Origin of the sequence: Duganella levis (assembly GCF_009857605.1) — a bacterium.
GTDB lineage: Bacteria > Pseudomonadota > Gammaproteobacteria > Burkholderiales > Burkholderiaceae_D > Rugamonas > Rugamonas levis.
Map to the genome: position 1 here is coordinate 1 of NZ_WWCT01000042.1, position 23570 is coordinate 23570.

Annotated in this window: 16 protein-coding genes and 2 rRNA genes; 14 read left to right on the plus strand and 4 right to left on the minus strand. The window is 63.6% G+C overall.

Going from position 1 to position 23570, the window contains the following annotated elements:
- Together GTP69_RS29290 and rrf are read left to right on the plus strand one after the other, a co-directional pair.
- Window positions 1-119: ribosomal RNA gene (locus GTP69_RS29290) — 23S ribosomal RNA — on the plus strand; the annotation flags it as partial.
- Window positions 120-236: 117 nt separating this feature from the next.
- Window positions 237-349 (plus strand): 5S ribosomal RNA (gene rrf / locus GTP69_RS29295).
- Window positions 350-396: 47 nt separating this feature from the next.
- Here rrf and GTP69_RS29300 read toward each other — a convergent pair.
- Window positions 397-2469, minus strand: coding sequence for a sensor histidine kinase (locus GTP69_RS29300; RefSeq protein WP_161058166.1), 2073 nt, complete (start codon window positions 2467-2469; stop codon window positions 397-399).
- Entirely contained in the window at window positions 2466-3155 is a 690-nt protein-coding gene (locus GTP69_RS29305) for a response regulator transcription factor (protein WP_161058167.1), read from the minus strand. Before GTP69_RS29305 ends, GTP69_RS29300 begins: the two co-directional genes overlap by 4 nt.
- A 187-nt stretch (window positions 3156-3342) precedes the next feature.
- On the opposite strand from GTP69_RS29305, the gene GTP69_RS29310 reads away from it, so the two are divergent.
- The 5 genes from GTP69_RS29310 to GTP69_RS29330 all read left to right on the plus strand — a co-directional run bounded on the left by GTP69_RS29310 (window position 3343) and on the right by GTP69_RS29330 (window position 9633).
- Window positions 3343-4539: an SPFH domain-containing protein gene (locus GTP69_RS29310; RefSeq protein ID WP_161058168.1), complete on the plus strand. Its 1197-nt coding sequence runs from the start codon at window positions 3343-3345 to the stop codon at window positions 4537-4539.
- An 8-nt stretch (window positions 4540-4547) separates the two neighbouring features.
- A complete protein-coding gene (locus GTP69_RS29315) occupies window positions 4548-5966 on the plus strand; it encodes an SH3 domain-containing protein (protein WP_202424624.1) in 1419 nt (472 codons plus the stop codon).
- Window positions 5967-6089: 123 nt separating this feature from the next.
- Window positions 6090-6563, plus strand: a complete 474-nt coding sequence (gene pedF / locus GTP69_RS29320) for a cytochrome c-550 PedF (protein ID WP_161058170.1) — start codon at window positions 6090-6092, stop codon at window positions 6561-6563.
- A 14-nt stretch (window positions 6564-6577) separates the two neighbouring features.
- Window positions 6578-7414 (plus strand): substrate-binding periplasmic protein, encoded by an 837-nt coding sequence (locus GTP69_RS29325; protein ID WP_229261205.1) that lies wholly within the window; start codon window positions 6578-6580, stop codon window positions 7412-7414.
- Window positions 7411-9633 (plus strand): TonB-dependent receptor, encoded by a 2223-nt coding sequence (locus GTP69_RS29330; RefSeq protein WP_161058171.1) that lies wholly within the window; start codon window positions 7411-7413, stop codon window positions 9631-9633. The genes GTP69_RS29325 and GTP69_RS29330 overlap by 4 nt, the downstream gene beginning before the upstream one ends.
- Here the strand turns inward: GTP69_RS29330 and GTP69_RS29335 are convergent.
- Entirely contained in the window at window positions 9630-11744 is a 2115-nt protein-coding gene (locus GTP69_RS29335; protein ID WP_161058172.1) for a TonB-dependent receptor family protein, read from the minus strand. The genes GTP69_RS29330 and GTP69_RS29335 overlap by 4 nt on opposite strands.
- Before the next feature lie 117 nt (window positions 11745-11861).
- Here GTP69_RS29335 and GTP69_RS29340 point away from each other — a divergent pair, with 117 nt between their 5' ends.
- The 7 genes from GTP69_RS29340 (at window position 11862) to GTP69_RS29370 (ending at window position 21118) form a co-directional block, all read left to right on the plus strand.
- Window positions 11862-12803: a beta-propeller fold lactonase family protein gene (locus GTP69_RS29340; protein ID WP_161058173.1), complete on the plus strand. Its 942-nt coding sequence runs from the start codon at window positions 11862-11864 to the stop codon at window positions 12801-12803.
- Between the two features lie 178 nt (window positions 12804-12981).
- Window positions 12982-14502, plus strand: a complete 1521-nt coding sequence (gene adh / locus GTP69_RS29345; RefSeq protein WP_161058174.1) for an aldehyde dehydrogenase — start codon at window positions 12982-12984, stop codon at window positions 14500-14502.
- Between the two features lie 2 nt (window positions 14503-14504).
- The gene (locus GTP69_RS29350) at window positions 14505-14873 is read left to right on the plus strand and encodes a DUF779 domain-containing protein (RefSeq protein WP_161058175.1); all 369 of its coding nucleotides are present in this window, start codon (window positions 14505-14507) and stop codon (window positions 14871-14873) included.
- 33 nt (window positions 14874-14906) lie between these two features.
- Window positions 14907-16649, plus strand: a complete 1743-nt coding sequence (locus GTP69_RS29355) for a PQQ-dependent methanol/ethanol family dehydrogenase (protein ID WP_161058176.1) — start codon at window positions 14907-14909, stop codon at window positions 16647-16649.
- Window positions 16650-16854: 205 nt separating this feature from the next.
- A complete protein-coding gene (locus GTP69_RS29360; RefSeq protein WP_229261206.1) occupies window positions 16855-18009 on the plus strand; it encodes a porin family protein in 1155 nt (384 codons plus the stop codon).
- Between the two features lie 29 nt (window positions 18010-18038).
- Complete coding sequence (locus tag GTP69_RS29365; RefSeq protein WP_371868194.1) at window positions 18039-20141, plus strand: 4Fe-4S binding protein; 2103 nt, start codon at window positions 18039-18041, stop codon at window positions 20139-20141.
- Window positions 20138-21118: an FAD:protein FMN transferase gene (locus GTP69_RS29370; protein WP_161058177.1), complete on the plus strand. Its 981-nt coding sequence runs from the start codon at window positions 20138-20140 to the stop codon at window positions 21116-21118. Before GTP69_RS29365 ends, GTP69_RS29370 begins: the two co-directional genes overlap by 4 nt.
- Before the next feature lie 10 nt (window positions 21119-21128).
- Here GTP69_RS29370 and GTP69_RS29375 read toward each other — a convergent pair whose 3' ends face one another.
- Window positions 21129-23021 carry a sigma-54-dependent Fis family transcriptional regulator gene (locus GTP69_RS29375; RefSeq protein WP_229261207.1) on the minus strand — a complete coding sequence of 631 codons (1893 nt, stop codon included), beginning with the start codon at window positions 23019-23021 and terminating at the stop codon, window positions 21129-21131.
- Between the last annotated feature and the right edge of the window lie 549 nt (window positions 23022-23570).

A 23570-nucleotide genomic window follows, 5' to 3' on the forward strand; every position in this document is an offset into this window, starting at 1 on the left:
TTCCCAGAGCCTTGAGCTCTTTGAAGGGTCGTTCGAGACCAGGACGTTGATAGGTCAGGTGTGGAAGTGCAGTAATGCATTAAGCTAACTGATACTAATTGCCCGTACGGCTTGTCCCTATAACCTTGACGGTTATACGCATTTACTCTGATGATGAGTGGTGCTACCCCAACACAAAACTTTACTTCTCCCAGATTCGCTGTGCAGCCGTTGGCTGCAGAGCACACAAGTCAAAGCTTGATGACCATAGTAAGTCGGTCCCACCCCTTCCCATCCCGAACAGGACCGTGAAACGACTCTACGCCGATGATAGTGCTGCAACCAGTGTGAAAGTAGGTTATCGTCAAGCTAGTTATAAGTCAGGAAGGCCCGCTCAGTGAGCGGGCCTTTTTGCGTTTACGCGCCACGCTGCAAACTCAGGATAAAACTGACGCCGCCAGCGCGGTTCTGCGCAACGATGGTGCCGCCCATCTTGGCCATATAGGTCTTGGCCACGAACAGGCCCTGGCCACGATTGCCTTCGGCGCCGGATTCCGGCTGGTCCGATACGCCGTATTCAAAGATCTTGGTCAGCATGTCGGAGGGGATTTGCGGACCGTCGTTGTGAATGCCGATCGCTGCGCCGGTGTCGTTGCCTTGCAGCGTAATGGTGATCGGGCTGCCCGGTTGGCGGTAGCGTTCCGCGTTGCGCAGCACGTGCGTGACCACATCCTCCAGAGAATATTCATCCGCGCGCGCGGTCAACGGCTCCGCCAACCCATCGAAGCGCACGCCGTCGATGCCGACGTGGCAGGCGTTGCCGGCCACATTCTGTAAAAACGCCGTCAGGTCTATTTCGCTCACCTGTAGTTCGGATGACTGGAATGCTTCGCTGGGCGAGGCCCGTCCATACAGCACGCGGATCGCCTGCTGCATGCGGCTGATATAGCGGTGGCTCTGGTCCTCCGGCGCACCGTGCAAGACCATCAGCGACTGTAGCGGCGACATGATCTCGTGGCCCACCGCATGCCACATATCGCGTTCCTGCTCGGCGCGGATGTTTTCGCGTTCGACGTCTTCGCGCACGCGGCGCAGCAGGTCGTGCAGGCCGGTCGCCAGCACGCCCAGTTCATCTTCGCCGCGCAGGTCGGCCAAATCGGCCTCCGAAAACCCGCGTGCCGCTTTCACGCGCTCGCCCACATCGTCGGCGCGCTTGATCAGCACCTTGACGCGACGGATGATGCCGATCTCGATCACCAGCCACGCCAGCATCAGCGCCGCCAGCATGGCGCCGACAAACCACACCAGGCGGCTGGCCACCACGCTCAGGCTTTTGCTCACGCTGCGTACATCGCCTTTTAACAGCACCTCGTAACTGCCGGCCGGCGTGGTGATGATTTCCTTCGCTGCCAGCGGCACATCGTAGGCGTCCACCGGCAGGCGGCGGATCAGCGCCGTCACGAAGTGCCAGCTCTGGTCTTCCGAATCAATCGGCGCGACCAGCACCGGCAGCGCCGCGCCATTGCTGAGACGTTTGATTTGCAGGCTTTCGCCCGGCAGCAGCATGGACTTCAGGTCCGTCAGCGAGAATGGCGGCGCGGCCGGACCGGTGCTGCTGTCCAGTAGTGGCGCCCCATCTCCCGGCGGCAGCACGGCGATGCTGACGTTGATGCGATCCAGATCGGCCGGCGGCCACTCGGGGCGGCGCTTTTCAAACAAGGCGTCTTGCAGCACGGCGACCGGCAGGCGCAGGGAGAAAAATGCGCTGCGCGCACAGTTGGCGTCATCGTCGGCGATGTCGGGCTGATTGCAGCGCGGGTTTTGCCAGATCCAGCCGCGGAAGTCCTTGACCACAGGGGATTTGCCGCGCGCGACATCGGCAGCGGTGAAGCCGGTTAGCCGTCCGCGCATGCCGCCGTAGCGACGGCCCGGCGTTTGCGGCTCGGTGCTTTCTTCAAACGGCGCGATCCAGTCGTAGGTTTGTCCGCGCAGCGTGACTTTGACCCGCACGCGGTGCGCCTGGTCGACCACCTGGTCGCCACGTACATGGGACACCAGCTGCGCGCTATCGAAGCTGCCGGCGACGTAGATGAAGCCACCGGCCCACGGATTGTTGCCGATGCCGACGCACAGTGATCCATTGTTCCCGTACTGCGCCAGGCAACCGGACATCGCCACCGCCTGCTGTACTTTTTGCAGGTCGTCGAAATCCAGCGCGGCGAAAGGCAGCAGCAGTGGATGCAGCGCGCCGCCGCCGTTGGACGGCTGTGGATTGAGCAGCGCCAGTTGGCCGGTAGGATGACGCAGCGTCGCCGCGATCTGCACGCGCGTCTTCTGGAAGCTGCCTTCGTAGTTCTTGTAACTGAGCTGCTTCTCTTGCTGTAGCACCGACAGCGCCAGCCCCACCGTGGCCGCCATCAGGAAGACAAAGGCGGCGCGCAGCAGCAGGCGCAGGCGATAGGGGACGAGGCTAAGCCGGCGCCAGTTCATTCGCCGTCGGTCCAGCGGAAGCCGCGCATCGGCACGTTTTCTATGCAGGCGAAGTCGGGATCGATTTCGCGGAAGGCGTCGCGGATGGTGCTGACGTGCTTGCGGATGTTGTCGCGATTGCGGCCGCTCTTCACCACGTCGAACAATTCGTCGTAGGAGATCACCTGGCCTCGCCGCGCAAACAGCGCCGCCAGGATGCGCTGCGCCGTCAGCGGCAGGTTGATGCGCTGGCCACGCCACATGGGCGTGCGCTGGCGTAGCGGGTCCATGCTCAGTTCCGCCGCGCCGGTGGTGGGGGCTGGCATCGGCGCAGGTACGGCGCGCAGGATTTCCAGGAAGGTTTCGACGAAATCGGCTTCTTCAAACGTGGCTTTTTGCAGGTAGTCCCATGCATCCAGCGCTTTCATGATGCTGCGGTAGATGGTGGCCGGCATGGCCGACACCACCAGCACCGGTGTCGCATGCCGCTTGTTGATGGCGTTGATGATGGCGACGCCGGCGTGGCGCTCGCGGCCCAGTTCAATATCCAGCACCACCAGGTCGTAGCGCTCGCGGGCGATGGCGGCTTCGGCGTCGTCGCGGCTGAACCATTGATCGACCACGATGCCTGGACGCGCGGCTTCTATCCACGCCCGCAACTGGTTGCTGGTGGGATGATCGTCCTCGATGACGGCGACTCTGGCCATGCTGCGCTCCGCATTCTGTTAATGGAATAAGTATCTACGCTTTTGAGGGAAAAGTCACAAAGCGGCTGTGAGGATTTCCTCACACGCCCGGAAGAGAGGCGGACGGCGACAGCGTTGATACTTCCGCATCGTCCGGCGCACCATGCTGTTCAGGGATAGGCCCGGAACTCAACGAAAGGTGAACATCATGGCAGAGCGGATCAAACGGATGGTGCAGGCGATGCGGACTGCGTTTAGCGGCGGCGCCGGCATGGCGGTGAACGGTGCGCGCCGCAACGGCGCGATGCTGGTGGCGGTGGGACTGGCCGCTGCCGCCGTCTACGGCCTGGTGACGCATCCGCCGCTGGCCAAGCTGGCGCCGGGGAATGTCGGCATCCGCACCAACCAGCTGACCGGTTCTGCGATCACGGTGCGCGACGGCGCGGTGTTCATGATGCCGGGCGTGCATGTGCTGCGCCAGGTGTCGCTGCTGGATCAGGTATATCGTCCGGCGCGCCCGGAGCAGGCGCCGTTCCAGTCGGTGGAGGGACTGGCGCTGGGCGTGGATATGTCGGTGCGCTATGCGCTCGATCCGTCGAGGGTGGTGGCGATGGCGCAGTCGCTGCCGCCGGATATCCGCGGCGCGATTGTTGAGCCGGCGGTGCAGGGTGTGATCTACAAGGTGTTCACGCGTTATACGGTGCGCGAGATTTATTCGTCCAAGCGCGCCGAGATCCAGAAGGAGATTGAGTCGGAGCTGAAGCCCAAGCTGGCGGCGGATGGCGTCACGCTGCGTGGCATCACCATCGGCAAAATCACGCTGCCGGCGGAGTATCAGGCTGGCATGGAGAAGCTGCTGGCCGAGGAGCTGGAAACCGAGAAGATGCGCTATACGCTGGAGCTGAAGGAGAAGCAGGTCAAGCAGTCGTCGCTGGAGGCGGATGCGGAAAAGGTGCGCCGCGAGAAGGCGGCGGAAGCGGCCGGCAATGAGCAGATCATTGCGGCGCGCGCACAGGAACAGGCGATGGCGCATGTGCTGCCGTTCAAGCAGAAGCAGATCGAGCAGCGCAGGCTGGAGGCGGAAGCGGAGAAGGAGGCGCGCATCAAGACGTCCGAGGGCAATGCCCAGGCGCGTTTGATCGAGGCGGGCGGCGAGGCGGATGCACGGCGCAAGCTGGCCGAGGCGGAAGCGTATCGCCACGAGATCGTCGGCAAGGTGGAGGTGGCGCAGATGGAGCGCGAGGGCGAACTGTTGACGCGCAATCCGCTGCTGATCCAGAAGACCATGGCGGACAAGCTGTCGGACAAAGTGTCGGTGATTATCGCGCCGCCACCGGCTGATGGTGGCTTTATCGGTTCGGCGCTGCTGGGCAAGCAGCCGCGCGTGGCGGCGGAAGGACAGTAATTATGGTCATGTTGATGACGGCGGCCCTGACGCTGGCGATTGTGACGCAGGATCAGGCGGCGCTGCGTGCCGCGCCCAAGGATTCGGCGCAGCAGCAGGCGGTCCTGTGGCAGGGCGATAGTCTGGAGATTCGCGGCGAGAAGCAGGATTTTTTGCAGGTCTACGATTATCGCCGTGAGCGGGCCGGCTATATTCGCGCGGCGCAGGTGCGCAAGGTGTCGCTGGAGGCGGCGGATGCGCCGGAGCTGTTGTCGGTGGTGCGCTTTCTGCGCGATACGCCGGGGGCGGAGTCGCTTGGCATCAGCTATGCGGCGGCCTATCTGAAGGCCGCGCCGGCGGCGGCGATTACGGCGGAACCGTTCGATGCGCTGGGGACGATGGCGGACCGTCTGGCGCGGCGCGCGTCGGCCAAGCAAAGCAAGCAAGGGGATGTGGTGATTGCCGCGCATCTGGAGGCGGTGGCGCGGTATGGCGTGGGTATTCGCAGCTTTGAGCGCGAGGGCCGGATGCAGCTGTGCTATGACGGCGAGGCGTTCCGGCGTGTGCTGGCGATGGCGTCGGCATCGCAATCGCAGAGGGCGGCGGCGGTGCTGGGATTGACGCGGCAGGAGTGTGTCGATCCAGCGTTGGGGCCGGGCGCGTGGGTGGCGCTGGATGATTGGCGCGCGGAGGTGCTGGAGCGGGTGGAGTTGAAGGATTTGCCGGCACATGTGAAGAACCGCGTGCATATGCGGCGGTCAATGGTGTGGTCGTCGGTGGCGTTTGCGCGAGCGCGTAAAGGCTTGTCTTCAACGGAGGCTGGGCAGCGGGCGCTGGACGAGCTGGGGATGGTGGAGCCAGCCGAGTTGACCGAGGATGATGCCGTCGCCTACGCCGAAGCCGGCGTGCGGGCGGGCAGCGTGCGCTGGGCGGCGCAGTCGCCGGCCGGCGTGACCACAGTGGCCGGTGGCTTGCGCGTGGTGGCGGCGGCCGGGCAGCCGGGTGAAACGTGCGTGCTGCTGGTCGATGGCAAGCACGATCAGCAGCATCCGCTGGCGCGGCGATGCAGCTACGGCGTGGTATGGACTGCATCGGCGCGGGCCAACGCGCAAGGCACGGCGCTGGTGTTGGCTGTGCAGCCGGTGGATGGCTGGCGCGAGATGTGGCTGTTCCATCAGACCAGCGATGGCTGGCTGGTTGACGTCATGCCGCCGGCCGCTGCCGATCCGGACATCGGTTATGCGGAATTCGCCGGCTGGGTACCGGGCACGCAGAATATGTTGGTGGTGCGCGAAGCCCGCGTTGACGGCCGCTTCAAGCGCAGTTTCGAACTGGTGGATATCAACACGCTGGCGACACTGAAGTCGGCCGACAAGCCATCGTCTCTCAGCTTGTTCTACCGCTGGCAAGACCCGGCATGGAAGCGCCAGACCATCAGCCTGCGTTGAACATAAGGCTGTGACACCTGTGCCATATTGGAGCAGTTATGTCGTAGATCAAGGCGAGAAAAGCGTGGCACGGCGTTTGCTCAATGGCTGTATAGCACTTCTTAAAACAGCCTGGAGACAATCATGCATCAAACCTTTCGCATTCTCGCCGCCGTCAGCCTTATCGCCGCCGCCACTACGTCACTGTACGCCTATGCCCACGGTAACGTGGTGCCGCAAGCTGTCGACACCACCGGCCTGACGCCGCTCGGCGACAAATGGCTGGAACAGAATCCGTATCGCGGCAACAAGCTGGCGCTGAAGATCGGTTCCTCCGCCTACAACCAGAACTGCGCGCGCTGCCACGGCCTGGAAGCCGTCACCGGCGGCATCGCGCCGGACCTGCGCATGCTTGATCGCGACTGCACCGACGTCAAGAACGAGAACAAGAAGAAGGCCTGCTACAAGGAGACCGACAACTACTATCTGACCTCGATCCGCCACGGCAAGGTGCGTAATGGCGCCGTCTACATGCCGCCGTTTGAAGGCGTGTTCAATCAGGAAGCCATGTGGGCCATCAAGACCTACCTGGAAGCCCGCCGCGACGACGCCAAATAATCCGGGAGCCCGCCATGCCGAGTCATCGCCTGCGCGCTACCGCGCTGCTTCCGTTCGCCCTGACGCTGGCGCTGTCGGGCACCGCCGCTCCGGCCCATGCGGATTGGGACAAGATCAAACAATCAGGTTCGCTCAAGGTCGCCGTCTACGACGAGTTTGCGCCGTTCTCCGACCGCAGTGGCGGCATTGACGTGGATGTCGCGCAGGCGCTGGCGGCCAAGCTGGGTCTTAAACTCAGCCTGCTGCCTTTCCCTGCCGGCGAAAACCTCAATGACGACCTGCGCAACATGGTGTGGAAGGGCCACTACCTCGGTTATGGTCCGGCCGACGTCATGCTGCACGTGCCGGTCGAGCCGCAGTTGATCAACGAGAACGGCAAGGTGACGATCTTCGCGCCGTATCACGTGGAGACGGTGCGGCTGGTGCGCAGCGCGCGCAGCATGCCGGTATATGACGGCATCGATGGGCTGGCCGGAAAGACCGTCGGGGTGGAGAAGGTCTCCATCGCCGCCATGGTGCTGCTGGGCGAGGGCAATGGACGCTTCCGCGACAAGGTGCGCATTTTCGAGACGGCAGCCGAGGCGCTGGAGCAGCTGAAGGCCGGCCAGCTGGATGCGGTGCTGGCCAACCGCTCCGAAATCGATGCGGTGTTCCGCGACGATCCTGCGTTTCCGCTGAATGAGGTGACTTTCCAGCGCCTGCCGCGCGCCGGCTGGGCGGTCGGCATGGCGGTGCGCAAGGACGACCAGGATGTGGCGAAGCTGCTGCAGGCCGCCGTCAACGACATGAAGGCCAGCGGCGAATTGAAGGCCATCTTCGCCAAGTACGGCGTGCACGAGCAAACGCCATGAAGCGCCGCCTGATTGTCGCCAGCGTCATGCTGGCGTGGGCCGGCGCGGCTGCGGCCGAGAATCCTGCGACGGCGTATCCGGCGGCCTCCATGCTGTCGGTGGACGTGGTGGGCGTTGCGCCGCTGCCAGGATTGGGCGTGGAGCGCAACCAGTTGCCGTATCAGGTGCAGACCGCCCGCGCGGATACCATCGACCTTGCGGCCGGCCAGAATCTGGGCGAGTTCATGGCGCGCAATCTCACCGGCGTGAACGTCAACGAGATTTCTGGCAGTCCGTTCCAGAACGACATTACCTATCGCGGCTTCCGCGCGTCACCGGTGCTGGGTTCATCGCAGGGCATCTCGGTGTACCTGGACGGCGTGCGCGTCAACGAGCCGTTCGGCGATGTGGTCAACTGGGACATGCTGCCGGAAGCGGCAATCGGCAGCGTAATGCTGGCGCCGGGATCGAATCCGTTGTACGGACTGAATACGCTGGGCGGTGCTCTGGTGCTGGCGTCCAAATCCGGCAAAAGCCATCCGGGGCTGGACGCCAACGTCTCCACCGCCAGCAATGGCCAGCGCCGCACCGACCTGGCCTACGGTTACGATAGCGGCGAACACTGGAATGCGCTCATCGCCGGCACGGCCTTCCGCGACAACGGCTGGCGTGACCAGTCGGACGGCAATCTGGGAAATCTGTACGCCAAGCTGGCAGGCTCCGTCGGCGACAATGACTGGAGCGTCGCAGTGCTGGCGGGCCGTAGTCGCTTGACCGGCAATGGCCTGCTGCCTGATGACCTGTATGAACAGAACCGCCGCGCCGTGTACACGTCGCCCGACGTCACGCGCAACCGCCTGCGGCAGATCGTCTTCAGCATGACGCACCGGTTTGACGACCACACCGAACTGACTACCGCGCTCTATGCGCGCAACAGCCAGCGCAGCACCGTCAACGGCGACATCAACGACGACTATGCGGAAGGCGAAAGTGATCATGCCGCCACCTACAACACCACCGAGACGCGACAGAACAGCCAGGGCTTCAGCACGCAATTCAGCAAGACCGCCGGCGCGCACCAGCTCTCCGCCGGCCTGACGTTCGACCGCAGCAGCGTCAGTTTCGCGCAGTACGAGCAGGAGGCCGACTTTGCCGCCAATCGCTCGGTGCTGATGGACGATGACGAGGAGCGCGAGGCCGGATCGTCGGTCGATGGCAGCTCGCGCGCGGCCGGGCTGTATGCGGCCGATACCTGGAACGTGGCTGATGGCACCTGGCTGACCATCTCCGCCCGCTACAACTATGCGCGCGTCAGAAACCAGCTGCGCCGCGACGATGACGACGTGCAGCCGCGCGAAACCTTCAGCTACCGCAAACTGAATCCGGCGCTGGGACTGGCGCAGCTGATGGGCGGCGGCTGGACGCTGTTCGCCAATCTGTCGCAGAGCAATCGCGTGCCGACCGTGATCGAACTGGGTTGCGCCGATCCGGAGCAGCCGTGCCGTCTGCCGGTGGGATTGCAATCGGATCCTTACCTGAAGCAGGTGGTGTCGCGCACTGGCGAAGCCGGCGCGCGCTGGCAGGGGGCGCATGGCGATATGGCGGCGGTGTCGGTTTACCGCACCGTCAATCTCGACGACATCCTGTTCCGCAGCGCTTCGCTGGCGCAGCAGGGCTACTTCTCCAACTTTGCGCGCACGCGCCACCAGGGCGTGGACCTGAGCGCCAGCCGCCGCTACGGCGCATGGAACACGCGTCTGAGCTACAGCTATCTGGACGCGACCTACGATGCGGAGGGCGATTTGTTCACCGGCGTGCGCAATGTCCACGTCACGCCCGGCACCCGTCTGGCGGGACTGCCGCGCAATACGCTCAAGCTGGGACTGGACTGGAATCCCGTGGCCGCGTTGACGCTAGGCGCGGACGTCGTCGCGCTGTCGGACATGACCACGCAGGGCAACGAAGACGGTCAAGCCGCGCCGGCAGGCACGGACTGGCGTATTCGCGGCCATGCGCTGCTTGGCCTGCATGCCAGCTACCAGCCGGCGCCGAAGTGGGAGTTGTACGCGCGCGTGACCAACGCCACCAACCGCCGTTACGAAAGCTTCGGCGCGGTGGCGGTGAATATGTTCCCGAACGGGGCTTTGTGGCAGCCGGGCGCGGACGATCCGGCCCAGGCACGCTTTGTCGCACCCGGCGCGCCACGCGCGGTGGCGGCCGGGTTGCGGTACCGCTTCTAGAACTGGTACTGGGCGCTCAGGCCCAGTAGCCAGTTGCGGCCTGGCGCCGCTTCGTAATAGCGTTTGTTGGTGTCGCCGACGATCAGCGAACCGACATACTGCTTGTCCAGCAGGTTATTCACGCGGATGAATTGCTTGAGACGCCAGCCAGCCCACTGCTGGCTGGCGTTGACGCGCGCATTGAGCACGCCGTAGCCGGGCGCCGGCTGGTCCGTGTTGGCGTCTTCCGCGTAGATCTTGCTGCTGGCGACAGCTTCCAATGCAGCGCCGAAATGCCCGGCGCTGTCTTTCCATGCCAGTTCGCCGTAAGCATTCGCGTTCGGCACGCCGGGCAGGCGGCTGCCTTTCAGCACGGCGCCGAAGCCCTGGTCGTAGACGGCGCGCAAACTGGTCAGCGCCACGCGCGTGCTCAGTCCATAACGCCAGGCGCTATCGAGCGACAGTTCCAGCCCCTGGCGCAGCGTGCGGCCGGCGTTGCGGTAGCTGGTGCGGCCACCGCTGCTGCTATCGACCACCAGTTCATCGCGTGTGCGGACCTGGAACACGGCGGCGTTGATGCGGGTGTCGTCGCCGAGCCGCGCTTTGACACCGGTTTCCAGATGCGTGCTTTGCGCCGGTTGCAGGCGGAAGTTGAAGCCACCGGCGCTGCCGGAGTAGAACAGTTCATTGAGCGTCGGCGTTTCGAAGCCGCGTGCGGCGCTGGCGTAGACGTTCAGCGATGGCGCTACCTTGTACAACACTCCCAGTACCGGCGTGGTGTGGCTGTAATCGAGGCTGCCGCTGTCATTGCCATTGCTGAGGAATCGGTCGTCCACCGAAATTTTCACGCTGCTGTGGCGCAGGCCCGCGCTCAGCATCCAGGCGCCGGCTTCCCATTCCGTCTGCAGGTAGGGATCGAGGTTGGTGACGGTGTCCTGCTCATCGCGCCGCAGCGCGCCTTTGATGCCGAATACATTGCCGACAAAGTTTTCGTAGCCGGTGCGGTCGTCGCTGGAGCGGCCGTATTCCAGGCCGACGGTGGTACTGAGCTTGCCGCCGGCCAGTTGGGCGACGTGTAGCCAGTTCAGGTCCGTGCCGTAGAAGTCGCGGTCGAAATCGACTACGCCGCCGGAGTGGGTGGCAGGCGCCTGGAAGGCCTTGGAGAACGCCTGGTACTGGATCACGCTGCGGTTGCCGCCGTAAGCGGTCACGCGCAGGCGGTCCTCGCCGAAGCGCTGCTCCCAGTTGGCGCCGGCCTGTTGATGGTCGATGCTCTTGCGGGTGTTGTAACGGTCGGCCAGCGTGCGCTTCGGATTCTGCGTGTCGGTGGTGTCGATTTCACCGGCGCGCGGGTCGCGTTGATAGGTGGTCCAGGTGGCGCCCAGCGCATCCTGGGTATCGTCCTGGCGCAGTGCGTTGGCGGTGATGGTCAACTTGGCGTTGTCCAGCGGCGTCAGTGTCAGTTTGGCGTAGGCCTGGTCACGGGTGGCAGCGCTGTGGGCGCGGTAGCCGTCGGTCTCGAAGCGCGAGGCGTCCAGTACGTAGCCGATGCCGGCCTGCTTGCCTTGCGCGTTGATGTCGGCCTTGCGGCTGCCGTAGCTGCCGGCGCTGACGCTGGTTTCGATCGATGGCGGTCCTTCTCCTTCTCGCGTGAAGAGCTGGATCACGCCGCCGGAATGGTTGCCGTAGATGGCGGAGAACGGCCCGCGCAGCACTTCGATGCGTTCTGCCATATCCAGGTTGAAGGTGGCTGCCTGGCCCTGTCCATCCGGCATGCTGGCCGGGATGCCGTCGGCGATCAGGTGCACGCCGCGCACGCCGAAGGCGGAACGGGCGCCGAAGCCGCGCGAGGAGATCTGCAAGTCCTGCGCGTAGTTCTGGCGGTTCTGCGCCACCAGGCCGGGTACCGCCACCAGTGCTTCGCTGGCGTTCACGCGTGCCTGGCCGTCGCGTATGCGTTCGGCGTCCAGCACGTCGATGGCGGCCGGCATGTCGAATACCGTGTGGCCGACGCGGGTGGCGCTGACGACGACAGTATCCATCGGTTCAACCGCTTCGTTGGCAGCCATGGCGCCGCCGCTCAGGGCGAACAGCGCCGCCACCGTCTTCAGTGGAAAAGGGTGATGCTTCATGTGGTCTCCGTTTTTGGTCAGTGTTATGACGGACCAGTAAGCAATATACCTGCCATCCGATTTCGATGGCACGACGATTGCAACGGGATGCGGACATTCTTATAAAAGGAGACCTCCATGAATCGCTTTCGCATCCTATCCTTATTCGTTTTGCTATTGGGTGGCCAGGCGCTGGCCGCGCCGCTGGCTTATGTGCCGAACGAGAAATCCGGCACTGTCAGCGTGATCGATACCGGCAGCGGCGCCGTGCTACGCCAGATCGCCGCCGGCAAGCGGCCGCGCGGCATCGCCGCCGATCCGGCCGGTGCGCGGCTGTTCGTCACTGACGCCGGCAGCAATGCGCTGCTGGTGATCGACACCGCCAACGGCGCGCTGCTGCGTACCATCGCCCTGGGCAAGTCGCCCGAAGGCGTCAGCGCCTCCGCCGATGGCCGCTACGTGGCGGTGGCGGTGGAAGAGAGCAACAGCGTGACGCTGATCGATGCGCGCAGCGGCGAGGTGCTGGCCGATATGCCGGTGCGCGGCAAGAATCCGGAGCACGCGGTATTCAGCCCGGATGCGCGCTGGCTGCTGGTCAGCGCCGAGGAGGCGGAGCAGGTCGATGTGATCGACGTGGCGGCGCGCAAGCAGAGCGGCTCGATCGCTGTCGGCCTGCGGCCGCGCGGCATGGGCTTCAGCGCCGATGGCGCACGCGCCTATGTAGCCTGTGAACTGGACAACGCGGTGTATGTGCTGGATATGCCGGCGCTGAAAACACTGGTACGCATTCCGGCCGGCCGCAACGCCAACGGCATCGCGGTACATCCGAACGGTAGCCGGGTCTACGTCTCCAACGGCATCGACGGCAGCGTGATGGCGATCGATACCGCCTCCAATGCGGTGGTGGCCACGATTGCAGTCGGCAAGCGGCCTTGGAATATGGCGCTGACCCCGGATGGCGCGCGGCTGTACGTTGCCAATGGCCGCTCCAACAGCGTGTCCGTGATCGATACCGCCACCGTCGTCAAGCAGGCGGACATCGCCGTCGGTGAATTGCCGTGGGGCGTGGTGATCCGCTAATCCATCGCTCCATTTGCTCCATCGCCGCACAACTGTTCCAAAGCTGAACAGGTGTCACATGCCAGTGACACCCACATCACCGGCGCTACCGCATCTTCCCCCGTATCCGCAGGCTGGCACGATGCTTGCGAAAAGCAGGTGATGCAGCACTCCATAACCACAGCAGAAAGAGGATGACATGAATCTCGCAGACATCAGCAAACTGGGCGTAGCCAACCCATTCAAACAACGCTACGACAACTACATCGGCGGCAAGTTCGTGGCGCCGGTCAAGGGCGAATACTTCGGCAACATCACGCCGATCACCGGCCAGGTGTTTTGTGAAGTGGCGCGCTCCACCGCCGAGGATATCGAGCTGGCGCTGGACGCCGCCCACGCCGCCAAGGATGCGTGGGGCAAGACCTCGCAGACCGAGCGCGCCAACATCCTGAACAAGATCGCCGACCGCATGGAGGCCAATCTGGCGCTGATCGCCACCGCCGAGACCATCGACAACGGCAAGCCGATTCGCGAAACCACCGCCGCCGACATTCCGCTGGCGATCGACCACTTCCGCTACTTCGCCGGTTGCATCCGCGCGCAGGAAGGCTCAGTCGCGCAGATCGATTCGGAGACCTACGCCTATCACTTCCATGAGCCGCTGGGCGTGGTCGGCCAGATCATCCCGTGGAACTTCCCGATCCTGATGGCGGTGTGGAAGCTGGCGCCGGCGCTGGCCGCCGGTAACTGCGTGGTGCTGAAACCGGCCGAGCAGACCCCGGCTTCGATCATGGTGCTGCTGGAAGTGATCGGCGACCTGCTGCCGCCGGGCGTGCTGAATGTGGTGAACGGCTTCGGCCTGGAAGCGGGCAAGCCGCTGGCGTCCAACAAGCGCATCGCCAAGATCGCCTTCACCGGCGAAACCGGCACCGGTCGCCTGATCATGCAGTACGCGGCGCAGAACCTGATTCCGGTGACGCTGGAACTGGGCGGCAAATCGCCGAACATTTTCTTTGAAGACGTGATGGACGCCGACGACGCCTTCTTCGACAAGTGCCTGGAAGGCTTCACCATGTTCGCGCTGAACCAGGGCGAGGTGTGCACCTGCCCATCGCGGGTGCTGATCCAGGAATCGATCTACGAGAAATTCATCGAGCGCGCGCTGGCCCGCGTGGCGGCGATCAAGCAGGGTAACCCGCTCGACAGCAGCACCATGATCGGCGCGCAGGCGTCGCAGGAGCAGCTGGAGAAGATCCTGTCGTACATGGACATCGGCAAACAGGAAGGCGCAGAGCTGCTGGCCGGCGGCGAGCGCAATCAGCAAAATGGCGACCTGAAAGACGGCTACTACGTGCGTCCGACCGTTTTCAAGGGCGATAACAAGATGCGCATCTTCCAGGAAGAGATCTTCGGACCAGTGGTGTCGGTGACCACCTTCAAGGATGAGGCGGACGCGCTGCGCATCGCCAACGACACGCTGTACGGCCTGGGCGCCGGACTTTGGACCCGCGATGGTTCGCGCGCCTTCCGCGTCGGCCGCGCCATCCAGGCTGGCCGCGTGTGGACCAATTGCTACCACCTGTACCCGGCGCATGCGGCGTTCGGCGGCTACAAGCAGTCCGGCATCGGCCGCGAAAACCACAAGATGATGTTGGATCACTACCAGCAGACCAAGAACCTGCTGGTCAGCTACAGCCCTAACGCGCTGGGCTTCTTCTAACCATGAACCACGCCATCGCCCGCGTCACGGCCACCCCGGCGGCGCTCGACATGATCGCCGCCCTGCGTGACCGCCATGGGCCGCTAATGTTCTTTCAATCGGGCGGCTGCTGCGACGGCAGCACGCCGATGTGCTACCCGGCGGGGGAGTTCAGCATCAGCGACACCGACGTCTATCTCGGTAATCTGGACGGGACGCCGTTCTACATGGGCCGCGAGCAGTTCGAGTATTGGGAGCATACGCAGCTGATCATCGACGTGGTCGAGGGCAATGGCGGCATGTTCTCGCTCGATAACGGCACCGGCAAGCGCTTCCTGACCCGATCGCGCCTGTTCAGCGACGAAGAGCTGGCGATGCTGCAGCCTGCGTGAACACACTAAAAATCATAATAATTGGAGAACAACGTGAAAAAAATAGTCATCGCATCATTGGCTGCCGGCTCGCTGTTATCGCTGGTGCAGGCGGCCGATGTCACCACCGCCATGCTGAAGAACGCGGCCACCAGCACTGACAGCGTGCTGTCCTTCGGTATCGGCTCGGAAGGACAGCGCTATTCGCCGCTGGCGCAGGTCAACACCAAGAACGTCGCCAAGCTGGTGCCGGCGTGGTCGTTTTCCTTCGGCGGCGAAAAGCAGCGCGGCCAGGAATCGCAGCCGCTGATCTACAAGGGCAAGATGTTCGTCACCGCGTCGTACTCGCGCATCTTTGCGATCGACCTGAAGACCGGCGCCAAGCTGTGGAAGTATGAGCACCGTCTGCCGGATGGCATCATGCCGTGCTGCGACGTGGTCAACCGCGGTGCGGCCTTGTACGGCAACCTGGTCATCTTCGGCACGCTGGACGCGCAGCTGGTAGCGCTGGATCAGGACACCGGCAAGATCGTCTGGAAGGAAAAGGTCGACGACTACGCGGCCGGCTACTCGATGACGGCGGCGCCGCTGATCGCCGACGGCGTGCTGCTGACCGGGGTGTCCGGCGGCGAGTTCGGCGTGGTGGGCCGCGTCGAAGCGCGCAACCCGCTCACCGGCGAATTGCTGTGGACCCGGCCAACCGTGGAAGGCCACATGGGCCACCGCTACGACAAGGACGGCAAGGAGTTCGACAACGGCGTCACCGGCACCGTGAACAAGAGCTGGCCGGGCGACCTGTGGAAGACCGGCGGCGCCTCGACCTGGATGGGCGGCACCTACGACGCCAAGACCGGCCTTGCCTACTTCGGTACCGGCAATCCGGCGCCATGGAACAGCCACCTGCGTCCCGGCGACAATCTGTATTCGTCGTCCACCGTGGCGCTGGACGTGAAGACGGGGCAGATCAAATGGGCCTACCAGAACACGCCCAACGATTCGTGGGACTTCGACGGCGCCAATGAATTCGTCACCTTCGACATGGACGGCAAGCGTTATGGCGGCAAGGCCGACCGCAACGGTTTCTTCTACGTTATCGACGCCAACAACGGCAAGCTGCAGAACGCCTTCCCGTTCGTGAAGAAGATCACCTGGGCTTCGGGCATCGACCTGAAGACCGGCCGACCGAACTTCATCGCCGCCAATCGTCCTGGCGATCCGACCAAGGGCGAGGAAGGCAAGAAGGGCACCACCGTGTTCTCGGCGCCTGCCTTCCTCGGCGCGAAGAACCAGATGCCGATGGCGTACAGTCAGCAGACCGGTTTGTTCTATGTGCCGGCCAACGAGTGGGGCATGGACATCTGGAATGAACCGATCAGCTACAAGAAGGGCGGCGCTTTCCTCGGCGCGGGCTTCACCATCCGTCCGCTGTTCGACGACTATATCGGCGCGCTGCGCGCGGTCGATCCGAAGACCGGCAAGATCGTGTGGGAAGCCAAGAACACGGCGCCGTTGTGGGGTGGCGTGATGACCACCGCTGGTGGCCTGGTGTTCTACGGTACGCCGGAAGGCTTCCTGAAAGCGCTGGACGCGAAGAGCGGCAAGGAACTGTGGAAGTTCCAGACCGGTTCCGGCGTAGTGGCGCCACCGGTCACCTGGCAGGACGGCGATACGCAGTACGTGGCGGTGGTCTCCGGCTGGGGCGGCGCGGTGCCGCTGTGGGGCGGCGAGGTGGCCAAGAAAGTCAACTTCCTGGAGCAGGGCGGCTCGGTGTGGGTGTTCAAGCTCTCCTCCAAGTAAACAGTGTCTCCTGCAATCTTCGGGCGGCTTCGGCCGCCTTTTTTTTATCGGTCAAATTGTGAACAGTGCTGCATCACGATTGATCCGATACAGCACAAGCCCTTTGCGCATAAGGAGCACTTTCTCCTGTGGCGCTGCATGGGCACGCAAATTGCCATGCGTTGTGTACATCGCTCGATGTACACAACAATAGGGGAGATCAATAATGAAAACCGTATTCATGCTGGGTGCAGTGGCAGTCTTCGCAACGCAAGGCGCGCAAGCGGTCGATTTCAAGGCCGGCGACTGGAACGTGGCGCTGGGTGGCATCGTCAACGCTTACTACACGCAGGTCTCGTGCAGCGGCGATGCGGTGGGCGGGCTGGCGCTGGGTGGCAAGGCGCTCGGCTGCGGCGGCGAGAACAACCGCACCACCATCGGCAACGGCCTGCTGCCCAATGGCCTGGTGACGTCAGCCAGCTCAAAGCAGGGCGACTACGACGTCAAGGCGCTGATCGGCATCTACAACGCCACCGCCACCGACAGCGCGATCTCCGCCAATAGCGGCGTCGATGTGCGGCAGGCTTACTTCACCTTCGGGAATGCGGAGATGGGCACCGTCAAGCTGGGACGCGACAACGGCATCTTCGGCGCCGGCGCTATCTTCGGCGACATGACGCTGATCGGCGCCGGCGCGCCGGTGCAGGCGACGCAGCGCGGCCGCGTCACGCTGGGCCACATCGGCGCCGGCTACAGCTACGTGGGCTACTACGGCCAGATCGCCTGGAGCGCGCCGAAGAACGCTTCCGGCATCGGCTTCGACGCGGCGCTGGTCAGCCCCGTAGCCGATACGCCGATTGTCGCGGCGCCGGTATATTCGTCGAAAACCAGTCCGCAGGTGCAGGCGCAGCTCAGTTATGCGGCCGACGGCTTCAAGGGCTGGCTGGGCGCCAAGTCGCAGAAGTTCAGCGCCACCGCGCCGGGCGTGAAAGACTTCACCATGTCGGGTATGGAGGTCGGGGCGTCGTATCAGGCTGGCCCGGTTGGCGTGCTGGCTAATTTCCAGGGTGGTAAAGGCCTGGGCATCCTGTCCGACGCCGACCAGGGCGACACCAAGTCCAAGGCCTACTTTGTGCAGGCCACCTACAAGCCGACCGACAAGGTCAAGGTCGGCCTGAGTTACGGCATCAGCCGCAATGACGACAACACCATCGGCACCGGTGGCCTGAAATCCAACGCCAACCTGACCTGCGGCTTGTATTACTCGCTGACCGGCGCGATCACGCTGGTGGGCGAGATCGGCCAGACCCGTTCCAAAGGCTTCGCCGGCGGAGAGGGCAAGTTGAATGGCGCCTCGCTGGGCGGCATCATCTTCTTCTGATGGAACGCTCGCTGACATTGGGGCGCGTGGTGACCAGTATACTGTGCCTGCTGGCGGGTGTGCTGGCGCTGCTGATCGGCGCCACGCAGGCGCAGGCGGGCGTGCTGACACGCGACGAGATGGTGCGGCGCTTCCCGGCGCCGCTGATCGTCGGCGAGCGCGACGCCGAGCTGCCGGTGTGGCCGCTGTTCCGGCAGAACGCCACGGCGACGGAATTGGTCGGCTATGTGTTCGAGTCGGTCGACCTGGCGCCGATTCCCGGCTTCTCCGGCGTGCCGCTGAATCTGATGGTTGCCATCGATCCCAAGGGCGTGTTCATCGGCGTGGAGGTGCTGTCGCATCATGAGCCGGTGTTCCTCGATGGCCTGGGCGAGGCGCCGCTGTACCAGTTCGTCAAACAGTACAAGGATCTGTCGCTGAAGCAGAACATCAGCATCGAAACCGGCAACCACCGCGCGCGGCATGCCGATGCGGCGCATGCTTACATTGATGGCGTGTCCAAGGCCACGGCCTCGGTGCGCATCATTAACCAGAGCGTGCTGGCGGCGGCGCTCAAGGTGTCGCGCAAGAAGCTGGGCTTTGCCGGCGGCCGCGATCCGGACCAGATCGCGCGCGTGCGGCCGGATGTGTTCCGGCCCATGGATCTGGCGCAGATGCATCGCGATGGATTGGTGCAGCATCTGCGCGTCAGCAACCGCGACGCCGAAAAGCTGTTTGCCGGCAGCGCCGGTGCGGGACTGGATGCGGAAGCGCTTGCGCATCCGGACGATGTTTTTATCGATCTGTATCTGGCTTGCGTATCGGTGCCGTCGATCGGCCGTAATCTGCTCACGCCGGCGGCATGGCGCAAGTTGCAAGGCAGGCTGGAAGAGGGCGACCATGCGCTGATCGCGATATCCAGTGGCCGCTACAGCGTGACCGGCGAAGACTTTGTGCGCGGCAGCGTGCCGGATCGCCTGCTGCTGCGCCAGGACAAGCTGCCGATCGATATGCGCGACCTGGATCTGGATTTGAAACTTGCCGCGCCGATAGAAGCCGACAGCATGACCGTGTTCCGCGTGATCGCGCAGGCAGGGCTGGACCCGGCGTCGCCATTCGAACTGGCGCTGCCTATCACGCGCAACAAGGGTATCGTCTACCCGGAGCGCATCACGCGCGAGCTGGTGGTGCGCTATCAACTGCCGGCCGATCTGGTCATCGCGCCTGAAGGGAATAACAAATCCTGGACCGCTATCTGGACCGGGCGGCGCTGGGAGCTGGCCTTACTGGCGGCGGGGCTACTGGTGCTGGGCGCTGCGCTGGCGATGCAGAAGCTTCTAACTGCGCACGCCGCGCGCTTCGACTGGTTCCGCCGCGCCTACCTGCTATTCACTATAGGCTTCGTCGGCTATTACGCGCAGGGGCAGCTATCCATCGTCAATCTCAGCGGCGTCATTCAGGCGCTGATGGCGCGGCGCAGCCTGGAATTCCTGCTGTTCGATCCGATGACGGTTTGCCTGTGGGCTTTCGTGCTGGTGTCGCTGCTGCTGTGGGGACGCGGCACCTTCTGCGGCTGGCTGTGTCCTTTCGGCGCCTTGCAGGAATTGACCGGCAAGCTGGCGCGCTGGGCGCGTGTGCCGCAATGGCGCATCAAGCCGCGCTGGGATGCGCGGCTCAAGCGCATCAAGTATGTGGCGCTGGCCGGCATTGTCGCCAGCGCCTTCTTCTCCAGCGAGATCACCGACAAGCTGGTCGAACTCGAGCCGTTCAAGACGGCGATTACGCTGAACTTCGTGCGCAGCTGGCCGTATGTGGTCTATGCCGTGGGACTGCTACTGGCCAGCAGCGTGGTCTACAAATTCTTTTGCCGCTATCTATGCCCGTTCGGCGCGTCGCTGGCGCTGCTGGGCAAGATACGCCTGCTGAACTGGATACCGCGCTATGCCGAATGCGGCACGCCGTGCCAGACCTGCCGCCACCGCTGCGACTACCAGGCCATCGCGCCATCCGGCAAGGTGGATTACGCCGAGTGCTTCCAGTGCATGGATTGCGTGGTTATTTATGCAAGTGATCAGCAGTGCGCGCTGCGTATCACACAGCTCAAGCGCCAGCGCACCATCCCTATTCAGCCTGCCACAAGGAGCGAGTCATGAAACGACGTACCTTTATTGTCAGCGCGGTCGGCGCGATGGCTGGCGTTGCCGGCTGCGTGCTGGCGCGCAGCCCGACGCTGCATCGCGGCGCGGCGCTGGCCTTCGGCACCACCATTTCGATCTCCGTGGTACACGACGATGCACAATTGGCCGCGCGCGCCATCGCCGACGGCCTGCACGCGGCGCAGCAGATCGACCGCCTGATGAGCATCTACCATCCCGCCAGCCAGGTTTATCAGCTTAACCGCGACGGCGCGCTGGCGCAGCCGGACCCGCGCCTGCTGGAAGTGCTGGCGCAGGCCGCCGAGCTGTCGCGCATCAGTGACGGTGCCTTCGACGTGACGGTGCAGCCTTTGTGGCAGCTGTTTTCGCAGGCGGCCGCGCGCGGCGCATTGCCGGACGAGGCGGCGCGCCGCCGCGCGCAGTCGCTGGTTGATTGGCGTCAGCTGGCGTTTGATGCGGGCCGTGTCCGATTCCGGCGGCCCGGCATGGCGCTGACATTGAACGGACTGGCGCAAGGCTATGCCGCCGACCGCGCGCTGGCGGCGGTGCAGGCGCACGGTATTCGCGACGCGCTGCTCGACACCGGCGAGTTTGTGGCGCGCGGTCACAAGCCGCGCCGCCAGCCGTGGATACTGGGCGTGCGCGATCCGCGTGATCCCGAAGCGCTGGCCGCCACCTTGTATGCGAAGGGCTGCAGCGTGGCCACCTCCGGCGATTATGAATGCATCTTCACGCCGGACTACAGGCATCACCACATCTTCGATCCCGCGCTCGGCGATTCGCCGGACGAACTGGCCAGCGTGACGGTGCTGGCGCCAACCTCGCTGCTGGCCGACGGTCTGTCGACCACCTTCATGGTGATGGGATGGGAGCGCGCCAGCGCGCTGGCGTCGCAGCTGCCGGCGGTGGATCTGATGGCGATCGACAAACAGGGCCGGGAGCGGCGCAGCGCCGGCTTCCCTGTCGATGCGTGAGGCGGCGATGCTATTTCAGATTGGGCACCTTGCGGTAGATCGTATTGCGCGAGACGCCCAGCGCGCGCGCCGTGGCGGAGACGTTGCCGCCGTGCGCCTCCAGCGACTTGAGGATGACCGACTGCTCCATCTCTTCCAGATTGGCGCCGCTGGCGAGCATGCGCGCGGTGCCGGCTTCGGCGTGGTGGTCGGGGACCTTGGCCTGTTCTATGTCGTCGAGGAAGTCGTCCGGCATATGGCGCAGGCAGATTTCGTGTTCGTCGCCGGCCATGACGATGGCGGTACGCAGCAAATTGGTCAACTGGCGGAAGTTGCCGGGCCAGCGGTGGCGGTGGAACAGCGCCAGGATTTCATCGGACACCTCATAGCGGGCGTTATTGGACTCCGTCGCCAGGATTTTCCTGACTACGGTTTCCAGGTCGGTGCGCTCGCGCAGCGGCGGCAGCTTGACCACCAGGCCATTCAGGCGATAGTACAGATCTTCGCGGAACAGGCCACGGGCGATGCGCTCGCGCAGATTGTGGTTGGTGGCGCAGATCAGCTCCACGTTGACCGGAATCGACTTGTCGCTGCCCAGCGGCGTCACCATGCGTTCCTGCAGCACGCGCAGCAACCGCGCCTGCAGGCTGAATGGCATGTCGCCGATCTCGTCGAGGAACAGCGTGCCGCCGTTGGCCTGCAGGATCTTGCCGACCGCGCCTTTCTTGCGCGCGCCGGTAAAGGCGCCGTCTTCATAGCCGAACAATTCGGATTCGATCAGCGTTTCCGGGATCGAGGCGCAGTTGACCGCCACGAAGGGGCTCATGGCGCGCGGCGAATCGTTGTGGATGGCCTGCGCCAGCAATTCCTTGCCGGTGCCGGTTTCGCCCATGATCATAATAGGGATATCGCGCCCCAGCACCCGCGTCACTTTTTCAATCACCAGCTCCAGTTGCGGATCGCCGGTGCGCAGATAGCGCAGGCCGGACAGCCGGCGCGCGCTGGCGGCGGCCTGGTTGGCGGCGACCGCGCTGGTGGCCGGCAGCGCGCGCTCCGGCGTCAGCGATTGCTGGAACACGCTGTTGGACAGGCGCAGCTGCGCGCGGCCGTAGACCCGCACGCCGCTGTGCATGCACAGGTTGAGCAGGCCGGGCGACGCCGTGCGGTAATGATCGTACAGCGCCGACACCGGCAAGCCGAACAGCGAACTGAAGGTATGCGACTGCAACGCCGAGAATGGCAAGCCCAGCTGGAACAGGCCGTTGCGGTTGGCCGCCAGGAAGCGCCCGCCGGGGCTGAACGAGGCAATGCCTTCCATCAGCGTGCCGATGAATTCGGGCCGCGCATGGAAATGCAGCGTGATGGCTTCCTCGAAGGTGGCCGAGAACAGCTGGTTCTCGATCATCAGTGCGGACATGCGCACCAGCGCCATGGTGTGCTTGTGATAGCTGCGCTGGTCGCCGGAGACATCGAGCACGCCGATCACCTTGCCCATATGGTCGGCGATGGGGGCGGCGGAGCAGGTGAGGAAGTGATTGGCCGCCAGATAGTGCTGGTCCGCATGCACCAGCGCCGGCGAACGTTCCACGATGGCGGTGCCGATGGCGTTGGTGCCGCGGCTTTGCTCGGACCAGGCCACGCCCGGTTGCAGGGCTACGCGGTTGGCTTTTTCCAGGAAGTCGTCGTCGCCCAGCGAATGGACGATGACGCCGTTGGCATCCGTCAGGATCACCATATTATGGGTGTTGACGATTTGCTGGTACAGCGTCTCCATCGCCGGGATGGCGTGCGCGTGCAGCAGGCGGTTCTGTTCTATTAGTAGCGACAGGTCGTTGCGCGCAAGGGGGCTGTAGTCCGGCGGCGTCTCGGGGTTGATCCCGTATTGTTGGGACCGTTGATGGGAGGTCTCTATGATAAGAGGCATGTTGTCAGCCCATGCTTCGCTTGCAGGCTGGGTGTTCCGTATTGGAGCAGTCTGGCGTTCCATAGTGGTCTCTTTGTCTCCGGCGGCCGTTATCGGCTCTGCTTTACCTGCAAGGTGTTCCATAATGTAGCACCTGTGCAGAACGTGAGCAAAAGCTTACTCATAAGCGTTGCTATACGGTTTATAAGCAAACGCGATGCCAGCGAAAAATAGCCCTTGGCAGATCGGCTTCCGCTTGGTATGATTCTGTCCCTCACGAAACAACACATGCAAATGCAGCGTTGAGTGAGAAAAAGAAGAGCTTGACGAGATGTACGAAACGCCTCATAATCTTGCCTCTTCGCTGACAAACAAAACGATTTGTCAGCATGTAACACAGAATGATCTTTAAAAATTTACAGTCGATAAGTGTGGGCATTTGGTGCTGCAACAAAAAGCATTAAATGCTCAACAAAGAAATATTCAGTAGAAATACTGTCAGTATTTTTGAGAAGAGCGAACCAGTGACCAGCAGTGGTCACAAACAGAGATTAAACTAAAGAGTTTGAT

What these genes read in the sequence shown, in the direction of transcription:
- GTP69_RS29350 (WP_161058175.1), top strand. Translation starts at nt 14,505, where the DNA reads ATGAACCACGCCATCGCCCGCGTCACGGCCACCCCGGCGGCGCTCGAC.
- GTP69_RS29300 (WP_161058166.1), bottom strand. Translation starts at nt 2,469, where the DNA reads ATGAACTGGCGCCGGCTTAGCCTCGTCCCCTATCGCCTGCGCCTGCTG.
- GTP69_RS29370 (WP_161058177.1), top strand. Translation starts at nt 20,138, where the DNA reads ATGAAACGACGTACCTTTATTGTCAGCGCGGTCGGCGCGATGGCTGGC.
- GTP69_RS29325 (WP_229261205.1), top strand. Translation starts at nt 6,578, where the DNA reads ATGCCGAGTCATCGCCTGCGCGCTACCGCGCTGCTTCCGTTCGCCCTG.
- GTP69_RS29310 (WP_161058168.1), top strand. Translation starts at nt 3,343, where the DNA reads ATGGCAGAGCGGATCAAACGGATGGTGCAGGCGATGCGGACTGCGTTT.
- GTP69_RS29315 (WP_202424624.1), top strand. Translation starts at nt 4,548, where the DNA reads ATGTTGATGACGGCGGCCCTGACGCTGGCGATTGTGACGCAGGATCAG.
- adh (WP_161058174.1), top strand. Translation starts at nt 12,982, where the DNA reads ATGAATCTCGCAGACATCAGCAAACTGGGCGTAGCCAACCCATTCAAA.
- GTP69_RS29305 (WP_161058167.1), bottom strand. Translation starts at nt 3,155, where the DNA reads ATGGCCAGAGTCGCCGTCATCGAGGACGATCATCCCACCAGCAACCAG.
- GTP69_RS29375 (WP_229261207.1), bottom strand. Translation starts at nt 23,021, where the DNA reads ATGCCTCTTATCATAGAGACCTCCCATCAACGGTCCCAACAATACGGG.
- GTP69_RS29360 (WP_229261206.1), top strand. Translation starts at nt 16,855, where the DNA reads ATGAAAACCGTATTCATGCTGGGTGCAGTGGCAGTCTTCGCAACGCAA.
- GTP69_RS29335 (WP_161058172.1), bottom strand. Translation starts at nt 11,744, where the DNA reads ATGAAGCATCACCCTTTTCCACTGAAGACGGTGGCGGCGCTGTTCGCC.
- GTP69_RS29340 (WP_161058173.1), top strand. Translation starts at nt 11,862, where the DNA reads ATGAATCGCTTTCGCATCCTATCCTTATTCGTTTTGCTATTGGGTGGC.
- GTP69_RS29330 (WP_161058171.1), top strand. Translation starts at nt 7,411, where the DNA reads ATGAAGCGCCGCCTGATTGTCGCCAGCGTCATGCTGGCGTGGGCCGGC.
- pedF (WP_161058170.1), top strand. Translation starts at nt 6,090, where the DNA reads ATGCATCAAACCTTTCGCATTCTCGCCGCCGTCAGCCTTATCGCCGCC.